Here is a 10,432-nt window from a genome sequence, read left to right on the forward strand (position 1 = left end):
GGCGAATCAGCAGTTAGTTCTTACCTTTTCGCCCCTCCTTTCTCTTTATGTTTACTTTTTGAAATTAAATTTCTTCTTTTTTGATGAATTCTGTACGAATCTCTTGTGGTGAAATGAGGCCTCTATGAACTGGGTATGGTCGTTCCAGTAGGTCCAGGAAGAGATGTTGACTTTCCGGTACACGTACATTTTCACTACACATATTGTAGTAACGAAGAACATAGCCTTCTTCATTTTCAGCTACCTTAAAGGCTGTTGGACAGATTTGCGGTATGCTGAGAACAGAATGGCTCAAGAGGCTACCAGTAGCGGCCACGCTTCCTTCCTGTCTAGCAAGCTGAAGGCTTGTAAATGGTGTCTGCAAAGCTTTAGCCCGACGATAGGCTGAGAAGCGTTCTTGGGCTTGGTGGCATTCAAGCGCAAACTCGACTTCAAACTCACGCAAGCATTGTGCTTCTGGTGTTGGGAAGTAACCCCAGTCACCTAGCTCACCTGACGCACGCAGAATGGTCACTGCAATAGTGTCGTCTCCAAGGATTTCGTATTCATTCAATCCCTTGTTGGATACAGTCACCCCTTTTTCATCGTCATACAGACTAACAAAGGCTTGTTGGTGTTGAGGATTTTCAGGATTTTCCCATGAAGCTGCTGGTTTGTTTGGTCGTGTCACCACCTCATAGATGCTTTCAGAATCATTGCTTGGACGCGTGTTATGAGTCTTGACCAAAAGACGGATACGGTGGTCTTTGGCAGTGTTGGTAAAGCGAGTCTTGCAACGAATTTGTGGATTGTCAACGAAGACAGTCAACTCAGTTTCCAGAGGAATGCTTGTCAATTCTTCTGAACGTCCAGCCTCACGCTTCATAAACTCGATGATACCTTTTTGCTCTTCTTCTAACTTTTCATCTGCACTGACAGGCACGGTCAATTCATGTTTGAGCAAAATCTTAGCGTAGCGAGCTGTGTTTTCCAAGACCTCGTAGCCCTTAAGCTCTGCATAGATTGGCTCTGTTCCTTTTGGTTGGAAATAGATATACTCGTTTCCGATGTCACCACGATCTTCGAAGCGGATAAAATCTTCATAGGCTTCGTGAGTTGTCTTATCATAGACTGTGATGTTGTCATCCACACTCACCGTTACAAATGGCGTATCAATCACTCCGTTTTGGTAAATACCGTCGCGGTGTTCTTGTTCTCCTTCCAGTAATTGGAAGGTTGTCCAAGAGAGAGGTGTTAGATGAACAGGGACTGTCACGCGCACTTGACGAGCAATACGAGCTTGGCGGAACTTGTCTTTTGGTAAATCGTACTCAAAATTAGCCCCAAGGTCTTCGATTTTAGCCTCTACAGGACGCCCATCCAAGTCCTCCACACGGTAACTTGGCAAGGTAAGAGCAGCCATCTTCTTGTAACCTTCTGTTGGGTGCAATTCCTTGAAATCACAAGTCGCAACATCAATCACTGTGCTGACAGTATCGACCTTATCATGCAGGCCTGTGTTAATGACAGTAAAGAGATAGTCACTTTGAGCCTTAGCCGTAGCAATTTTACCCTTCCACTCGTTAAGAAGATTGCTCTTAACAAAGTTTCCGACTTGATTGACCTTGGCAAAACGTGTCTCCATCTCGCGGTGAACTTCATCCACGCTACAGCCACAGATACTATCATGGGGCGCATTCTGCAAAAGTGTTTTCCAAGCATAGGTCAACTGGTCCTTGTGGTTGTGGCCCCCAGTGATAATTGTCAAGGGTTCTACAACTTGCTCTAGGAGGTTGCTATTTTCTTGGAAGGCTTGTTTGAGATAAATACGAGATGAAGAAGTGTTGGCAAGTGTGTACCAGCCGTCTGTTTCCTGACTGGTCAACTCACCTGTAACCGTTGATAATTGCTCTGGTAGGGCACTTTCCACGGCTTGGACATATTCATCAAAAGAACTATGAACAAAGGTTACATCTGGGAAGAGTTCATTTGCCACACGAATGGCCTCACTCAGATTTTTCTGCACAGGCTGATGGTCACAGCCGTTCATCATCAACCACTGGTTGGTTGAAGCATAGTCACGCACATCTGCCAGTTTTTGTTTCCAGAAGGTCAAGGCCTCGTCTTTATCAACAGGGATTTCATTCCCATTACTGTACCAGTTGGCAAAGAGGATACCGAGGACACGACTTCCGTCCGCACCCTGCCAGTACATTTCTGAAAACTGAGAAGTAAACTGCTCATCTTCGAGGACTTGGTTGTCAAATCCAATCGGCTTCACACCACGACCAAAAGCTGCCACATGAATGCCTGATTTTTGAAGAATTTGAGGCGCTTGTCCCATATTTCCAAAGGTATCTGGAAAGTAACCAATCTGGGTTGATTTGCCCCATTTTGCACATTCTGCTTGACCAATCAAGGTATTTCGGACATTGGCTTCACTTGAAATCAAATAATCATCTTGCAAGATGTAAAAAGGACCAATCTTCAATTTTCCTTCGTCAATGTAGCGTTGAACTTTGTCACGATTTTCAGGGCGAATCTCCAAGTAGTCGTCAAGGACAATGGTTTGACCATCCAAGTGGAAGCTCTTGAACTCAGGGTCATTTTCAAAGAGATCGAAGAGATTGTCAAATAATTCCACCAACTGCATACGGTGGCTTTCAAAAGGCAAGTACCACTCACGATCCCAGTGACTATGTGAGATAATATGTACGACAACATTTTCCATGAAGTAAAACCTCATTCTAAATTTAAATTTTTATTGTTAACGTTTTAAATGTAAATTTGTGATTCTTTCCAAGAATCAGTTGCGCTAAAGCGTGTTCCTTAGCGGATATCCAAGTAATCCAAGACCAATTCACAGAACATCATGTTGGCCCAAGAGAACCATTCACGAGAGTAGAGAGTTGGGTCATCTACGTGGAAGCTTTCATGCATAACACCTGTACCACCATCGCAAGAAACCAGCTGATCCAGCAAGAATTTTTTCTCTGCCTTATCTCTTGTTGTCAAACCTTGGATAGAAAGGGCGATTGGCCAGATATAGCGATAGAAGGTATGAGAACTTCCGAGACCGCTAGCGTATTCTCCTTGGTAGAAGTATGGATTTTCAGGGCTCAGAATGGTACGACGAGTGGCTTGATAAACTTCATCATCGACTGAACAGTAGCCCAGATAAGGCGTAGCCAACAAACTTGGTACGTTTGGATCATCCATGATGCTGGCATTTCCTAGACCATCCACTTCAAAGGCGTAAATCTTTTCACCCTTGCTATTAGTGGTGTAGGCGTAATTTTCAATGCCTTCTTGAATCTCAGACTGGAGACGCTTAGCATCAGCAATAATACTCTCGCTATCAGCTAGGTCTAGTTCTGCGAAGATCTCTTGCACATAACCCAAGACTACTACAGCAAACATATTTGACGGAATCAAGTAACTATACTGACAGCAATCATCACTCGGACGAAAGGCTGACCAAGTCATACCTGTCACTGCAAAATCAGGGCCAAAGCCATCATTTACCAAGGTGTCTTCCTTGCGGTCCGTATCTCGGACAAAACGATAAGGAGAGTTCTTGTGGTCTTGTTCCACCGTCCAAAGATGGAGAATTTCCTTAGTCGCTGCGACAAAAGTCTCATCAAACTGACTAGTCTCGCCAGTTTCTTTCCAGAGGAGATAAGCCAACTGCAAAGGATAGCAAAGCGAGTCCACCTCGTACTTGCGTTCCCAAATCCAGCCATTAAGGTCTGTATTGTCAGTCTCGTGGTGCCCCTTCCAGTTTTCCTCAATGTTAAAAGAGTTGGCATAAGGATCCTTGATTACCAAGGTCATCTGACGTTTGACCAAACCTGCAATGGTCTGACGCAGGAGGTCATCTCTTTTAGCCACATGCAGGTAGGGTCTGAGTTGGGCTGTCGAATCCCGAAGCCACATAGCAGGAATATCTCCTGTGAGCACAAAGGTTGAACCATCTTCTAGGATTTCAACCGTATTGTCCAAGGTGTCGGTGTAGCAACGCTCAAAGACATCCACCCACTCTGGATGGTCCTTAGCACGTTCTGCTACTTCATCTAGCCATTCTCTAACAATTTCTTTTGAATAAATCATCGTGCAGTATCCTCTTTCAAACAAGTTTCATTTTCAGTATATAGCTTTTGAGGCAGAAAATACATACACAAATGATAGTCATTTTTCTACAAAATAGTTATCTTTGAAACTCCTTTTCTAAAGGCCCTCTTTTTCTGATATAATGTAGAAAAACAGCTAAAGGAAAGACTATGAAACCACTACTTGAAAGCATCGATACCCGCTTTGGTACTGCCAGCAAACATGCCTTTTCTCGGGGAAATACCCTGCCATACACAGGCGTGCCTTTTGGGATGAATTACTTTGTACCCCAGACCAGTGACCAGGATGGCTCTTGGTTTTTCGATCCGTATCTGCCTATCTTTCAGGGGATTCGATTAACCCACCAGCCCAGTCCTTGGATTGGTGACTACTCTTGGCTCCTTCTGACACCTGTCACAGGCCAGCTAGGTGGAGATAGCCTCTTCCATCGTCAGTCTTCCTATGATATGGATAAGGCCTCTTTCCAGCCTCATTATCTGAAAATTTTCTCCCTGCGCTATCAGATTGAAACCCAGCTCACACCGACTTGCTACGGTGCTTCTATTCGTTTGGAACAAAAGCAAGGCAAAGCCCTCTCCCTCTATCTTCACGCAGCAGATGAACTGACCGTGGAGCAAGTAGATAAGCGAACTCTTGCCCTGCGACAAGAAGGTAAAACTGAAACCAACAAAAATCCACTAACTATGTTCACTACCCTGCAAATGAATACGGATATCCTTGCTGTCAATCAAGAAGACGGAGACTGGCGAATTGACTTAGCAGATAGGCATGCTGAGATTCAGCTAGCCACTTCTTTCATCTCCCCTTCTCAAGCACTACTCAATCTACCCCAAGAAGATTTTGAAAGATGTAAAGCAAGTGCCCAAGCGGACTGGGAAAATCTCCTCCATCGTTTTGACATTATAAAGACAGGAGAGGCTGACCGAACCTTCTTTGATCACTGCCTTTACAGACTCTTCCTATTCCCACAGACTTTTTATGAGATTGATGAATCAGGGCAAGCCATCCACATGGATCTGTCTACTAATACCGTCAAGCCTGGTGTCCTCTTTAGCAACAATGGTTTCTGGGATACCTTCCGCACCACCTTCCCCCTCTTTGCCCTTATCATACCAGAACACTACCACCGCTTTTTAGAAGGATTTCTCAATAGCTATCGCGATACTGGTTTCCTTCCAAAATGGTTGGCTCCAGATGAACGTGTATGATGCCAGGTACCCTTTTAGACGGCATTATCGCAGATAGCGCCTGCAAGGACATGGCCCCCGACCTAGAAGAAGAACTCCTTCAAGCCATGCTTGAAACAGCCAGCAAGACCGACCCTCTCGGCATCAATGGTCGTCACGGACTAGCCCAATACCAAGAACTGGGCTACCTCTCTACCGACCACCACGAAAGCGTCAGCTACACTCTTGACTATGCCTATAGCGACTTTTGTATCGCCAGCTGTGCCGAAAAACTTGGTCAGAATGACATCGCGGAAACTTATAGAACTGCGTCACAAAATTACCGCCATCTATTTGATGCTGAGACAGATTACATGCGAGCGCGAGACAATCGAGGCAACTTCCGCCCTGACTTCTCTCCTTATAGTTGGGGACGTGATTATGCCGAATGTTCAGCTATCCAAGCAACTTTAGGCGTTCTCCACGACATCCCAGGCTTGATCCAGCTTATGGGTGGAAAAGAAGCCTTTAGCAACTATCTTTTAAAAGCCTGTCAGGATGCTCCCCTCTTTGAGACAACAGGCTATGGTTACGAGATTCACGAAATGAGCGAGATGGCTACTGCTCCTTTTGGACAACTCGCTATTTCCAACCAACCGAGCTTCCACATTCCTTATCTCTTCCGTTACAGCAACTACCCTGACTACACTGCCCTTCTTATCAAGACCTTACGTCAGAAAGCCTTTCACCCAAGCTGGCAAGCCTATCCTGGCGATGAAGACAATGGTAGTCTCTCTGCTTGGTACATCTGGTCAGCTCTCGGATTCTATCCAATCTGTCCAGGAAAGCCCAGCTATGATCTCGGAATCCCTCTCTTTAACCACCTCCGTATTTACCTAGCTAAAGAAAATAAATGGCTAGATATTCATACTGAACAAAACCACAGCCACTTCAACTTTGTCAAAGAATGCCGACTGGACACAACTCTAGTATCAACTATTCAACACCAAGACCTCCTAAAAGCTGAGCAACTAACCTTCACACTTGGCTGGTTGCCAAGTCAGCCGTCCACTTCCTGAAATGCAAAAATCTCCTAGCAGACTTTCCTGCTAGGAGATTTTCTTACGAGAGGTACTTGTTTAAGCTTTGAAAATCGGACTTATCATCTGATAATTATCAAATAATCTACCAATTAAGCTTCTTCGTCTTCTTTACGACGACGGCCTGCAAGACCAAGACCAATTACTGCACTTGCGGCAGCTGCTACCATAGCTACAGTAGAATCTGCTGTACCTGTATTTGGCAATTCTTTAGCTACTTTACGCGCATTTGCTTGTGCTGATGCTGTTTGACCAGCATTAGCTGAACTTCCATTGTCTGCAGAAGGACGTTGTTTAAAGATATCTTTAGCTACGATTGTGTAAACTTTACCATCTTTAGTAATTACAGTTGCGTTTCCTGCTTTGTCGAAGATAACTTCTACTACATCAGCATTTGCTCCTTTAATCTTAGCTTTTGCAGCATCTTTTTCTGCATTTGTTAAGTTATTGAAGTCTGCTACTGTTTCTTTTTCGAAGTCAACGTTGATGTTTTCACCATTGTTCTTAGCTGCAACATCTTTAGCATCTTTAACTAATTGAGCTGCTGGAATTGTTGCTGTCTTACCTTCTGGTGTTGTTACTGTCGCATTTCCGTTTTCGTCTACTACTACAGTTGCACCTGGGTTGACTGCTTTAATTGATTCTTTAACTTTTTCAATTTCATCAGCTGTTAATTTAGCTTTATCTCCAACTAACACTCTAGTTGCTGGTGTGTTTACACCATTTTGTTGAGTTGGATCAGTTAATTTATCTTCTGGAATTACTAAGTCAAGTTCTGGGATTACTAATACTGTTCCATCACCTTTAGTAACGATTACATCACCTTTATCATTTACTACTACAGTTGATCCTGGGTTTACATCCTCTACTGCTTTCTTAACTTTTGCTTTTTCTTCATCTGTTAAGTTAGCTGGATCCTTAACTACTGTCTTAGTTGCTGGTGTGTTTGCACCATTTCCTGCGTTTTCTTTACCTGCATCTGCTGCTGACTTAGTTAAATCTGTTGCTGGAATTGTTGCTGTTTTACCTTCTGGTGTTGTGACTGTTGCGTTTCCTTTATCGTCTACTACAACTTTAGATCCTGGATTTACTGCTTTAACTTTGTTTTCGATCGCTTTCTTCTCAGCATCTGTTAAGTTAGCTGGATCTTTAACTTCCACTTTAGATGCTGGTGTGTTTACTGCATTTCCTGCATTTGCTTTACCTGCATCTGCTGCTGACTTAGTTACGTCTGCTGCTGGAATTACGGCTGTATTTCCTTCTGGTGTTGTTACTGTTGCGTTTCCTTTATCGTCTACTACAACTTTAGATCCTGGGTTGACTGCTTTAACTTTATCTTCGATCGCTTTCTTCTCAGCGTCTGTTAAGTTAGCTGGATCTTTAACTTCTACCTTAGCTGCTGGTGTGTTTACTGCATTTCCTGCATTTGCTTTACCTGCATCTGCTGCTGACTTAGTTACGTCTGCTGCTGGAATTACGGCTGTATTTCCTTCTGGTGTTGTTACTGTTGCGTTTCCTTTATCGTCTACTACAACTTTAGATCCTGGGTTGACTGCCTCAATTGCTTTCTTAACTTTTGCTTTTTCTTCATCTGTTAATTTGGCTGGATCTTTAACTTCTACCTTAGCTGCTGGTGTGTTTACTGCATTTCCTGCATTTGCTTTACCTGCATCTGCTGCTGACTTAGTTACGTCTGCTGCTGGAATTACAGCTGTCTTACCTTCTGGAGTTGTGACTGTCGCATTTCCTTTATCATCTACAACTACTGTTGCATCTGGATTTACAGCTTTAACTTTATCTTCGATCGCTTTCTTCTCAGCGTCTGTAAGTTTTTCTGGATTTGCTACTACTGTCTTATCTGCTGGTTTAACGATGTCGTTACCTGCATTTGGTTTAGTTGCAGCTTCTGGATCTTTCGTCAAGTCTGCTGCTGGAATTACAGCTGTCTTACCTTCTGGAGTTGTGACTGTCGCATTTCCTTTATCATCTACAACTACTGTTGCATCTGGATTTACAGCTTTAACTTTATCTTCGATCGCTTTCTTCTCAGCGTCTGTAAGTTTTTCTGGATTTGCTACTACTGTCTTATCTGCTGGTTTAACGATGTCGTTACCTGCATTTGGTTTAGTTGCAGCTTCTGGATCTTTCGTCAAGTCTGCTGCTGGAATTACAGCTGTCTTACCTTCTGGAGTTGTGACTGTCGCATTTCCTTTATCATCTACAACTACTGTTGCATCTGGATTTACAGCTTTAACTTTATCTTCGATCGCTTTCTTCTCAGCGTCTGTAAGTTTTTCTGGATTTGCTACTACTGTCTTATCTGCTGGTTTAACGATGTCGTTGCCTGCATTTGGTTTAGTTGCAGCTTCTGGATCTTTCGTCAAGTCTGCTGCTGGAATTACGGCTGTCTTACCTTCTGGAGTTGTAACTGTCGCATTTCCTTTATCATCTACAACTACTGTTGCATCTGGATTTACAGCTTTAACTTTATCTTCGATCGCTTTCTTCTCAGCGTCTGTAAGTTTTTCTGGATTTGCTACTACTGTCTTATCTGCTGGTTTAACGATGTCGTTACCTGCATTTGGTTTAGTTGCATCTACTTCTGATTTGAATAAATCTTCTGATGGGATTGTCGCAGTAGTTCCATCTTTCAGTGTAACTGTCGCATTTCCTTTGTCATCTACAACTACTGTTGCATCTGGATTTACAGCTTTAACTTTATCTTCGATCGCTTTCTTCTCAGCGTCTGTAAGTTTTTCTGGATTTGCTACTACTGTCTTATCTGCTGGTTTAACGATGTCGTTACCTGCATTTGGTTTAGTTGCAGCTTCTGGATCTTTCGTCAAGTCTGCTGCTGGAATTACGGCTGTCTTACCTTCTGGAGTTGTGACTGTCGCATTTCCTTTATCATCTACAACTACTGTTGCATCTGGATTTACAGCTTTAACTTTATCTTCAATCGCTTTCTTCTCAGCGTCTGTAAGTTTTTCTGGATTTGCTACTACTGTCTTATCTGCTGGTTTAACGATGTCGTTACCTGCATTTGGTTTAGTTGCAGCTTCTGGATCTTTCGTCAAGTCTGCTGCTGGAATTACAGCTGTCTTACCTTCTGGAGTTGTGACTGTCGCATTTCCTTTATCATCTACAACTACTGTTGCATCTGGATTTACAGCTTTAACTTTATCTTCGATCGCTTTCTTCTCAGCGTCTGTAAGTTTTTCTGGATTTGCTACTACTGTCTTATCTGCTGGTTTAACGATGTCGTTACCTGCATTTGGTTTAGTTGCAGCTTCTGGATCTTTCGTCAAGTCTGCTGCTGGAATTACAGCTGTCTTACCTTCTGGAGTTGTGACTGTCGCATTTCCTTTATCATCTACAACTACTGTTGCATCTGGATTTACAGCTTTAACTTTATCTTCGATCGCTTTCTTCTCAGCGTCTGTAAGTTTTTCTGGATTTGCTACTACTGTCTTATCTGCTGGTTTAACGATGTCGTTGCCTGCATTTGGTTTAGTTGCAGCTTCTGGATCTTTCGTCAAGTCTGCTGCTGGAATTACAGCTGTCTTACCTTCTGGAGTTGTGACTGTCGCATTTCCTTTATCATCTACAACTACTGTTGCATCTGGATTTACAGCTTTAACTTTATCTTCGATCGCTTTCTTAGCTGCTGGTTTCTTAACTGCTTCTGGATTTACAGCTGCAACTTCATCTACACCTGTTTTCTTAGCTGCGTCTACTGCTTTTTGAGCTTCTGCTGCTTTTTCTGGTGTTTCTGCGTTAGATGGCTGTGTGTTAATTGCGTCTGTTGCTGCTTTAGCTTTTGCTTGCGCATCTTTCTTAGCGGCATCTTTTTCTTCGTCAGTTAAGTCTGGACGAGCATCAATGGCTGCTTCTTTCTTAGCTAATTCATCTGCTACTGCCTTCTTAGCTGCTTCTTTGGCTACTGGGTTAACTTTCGCAATGTCACCTGTACCAGTTCCTTTAGCTGCGTCTACTGCTGCATCTGTTGGTGCTGCATCGACTGCTTCTTTAGCTTTATCAGCGGCTGCTTTAGCT

The 10,432-nt window shown here is 43.3% G+C and carries 3 protein-coding genes and 1 pseudogene; 1 reads left to right on the forward strand and 3 read right to left on the reverse strand.

The features are described 5' to 3' along the window. Positions 1–64: 64 nt before the first annotated feature. Positions 65–2,710 (reverse strand): alpha-mannosidase, encoded by a 2,646-nt coding sequence (locus CYK16_RS03010; protein WP_060805898.1) that lies wholly within the window; start codon positions 2,708–2,710, stop codon positions 65–67. Positions 2,711–2,808: 98 nt separating this feature from the next. Continuing rightward, positions 2,809–4,089 (reverse strand): glycoside hydrolase family 125 protein, encoded by a 1,281-nt coding sequence (locus CYK16_RS03015; protein WP_060805897.1) that lies wholly within the window; start codon positions 4,087–4,089, stop codon positions 2,809–2,811. Positions 4,090–4,259: 170 nt separating this feature from the next. Here CYK16_RS03015 and CYK16_RS03020 point away from each other — a divergent pair. Next, positions 4,260–6,355, forward strand: a pseudogene (locus tag CYK16_RS03020) (GH92 family glycosyl hydrolase). 113 nt (positions 6,356–6,468) lie between these two features. On the opposite strand, the gene CYK16_RS03025 reads toward CYK16_RS03020, so the two are convergent. Further along, on the reverse strand, positions 6,469–10,432 hold a 3,964-nt coding region (locus CYK16_RS03025), incomplete at its 5' end, for a MiiA motif-containing surface protein (protein WP_142374667.1).

Source organism: Streptococcus oralis subsp. dentisani, from assembly GCF_002860905.1.
Lineage (GTDB): Bacteria > Bacillota > Bacilli > Lactobacillales > Streptococcaceae > Streptococcus > Streptococcus oralis_BA.

Coding starts and splice junctions, on each gene's coding strand:
- CYK16_RS03015 (WP_060805897.1), bottom strand. CDS start 4,089: ATGATTTATTCAAAAGAAATTGTTAGAGAATGGCTAGATGAAGTAGCA.
- CYK16_RS03010 (WP_060805898.1), bottom strand. CDS start 2,710: ATGGAAAATGTTGTCGTACATATTATCTCACATAGTCACTGGGATCGT.